General features: G+C 63.4%; 1 pseudogene. It reads right to left on the bottom strand.

The annotated features are described in order from the left end of the window. Positions 1–242 precede the first annotated feature (242 nt). A pseudogene (locus IEX25_RS20010) lies at positions 243–500 on the bottom strand (IS110 family transposase); the annotation flags it as partial.

Raw genomic sequence — 500 nt, 5'->3', positions numbered from 1 at the left:
GGTCTTTCGGCGGGGTCTTCGATCGGACGTGTGTCAGGCCTCTGAATGTGGCCTTCCATGACGCCACGGGCCGGTATGCTGTTCGGAAGGCTGGGTTCACATCGGTTCAGAGAGCTGCAAGCGCTCGAGCCCCGGGTCTGAATCTCCCGCCTTGAACTTCGAAGTCCGTGTCGCCTACTCCTCGTCGATCGCTCACCCCGGCCTTGCGGCCATGCCGTGTCCTTACCTTGCGCGGGCTCGGATCACGCCATCCGGTAATTCTCCTGTTTCGTTGTCATTGCCCAGATCATGCGGGCCATCTTGTTTGCCAGCGCCACCGCTGCGACCATCCTGGGCTTGCGTGCCACCAGCGCAGCCAGCCAGCGGTTTGAACTGCCGCCCTTGCGAACCACCCAGCGGATTACGCTCATGGCGCCGACGATCAGCAGGCGGCGGATGTCGGTCTGGCCCATCTTGCTGACCGAACCCAGCTTGGTCTTGCCGCCGGTGGACCTCTGCCG

The sequence above is a fragment of the Paracoccus acridae genome (genome assembly GCF_014642735.1).
Taxonomy (GTDB): Bacteria; Pseudomonadota; Alphaproteobacteria; order Rhodobacterales; family Rhodobacteraceae; genus Paracoccus; species Paracoccus acridae.
This window is presented reverse-complemented; position numbering and strand designations above follow the sequence as displayed.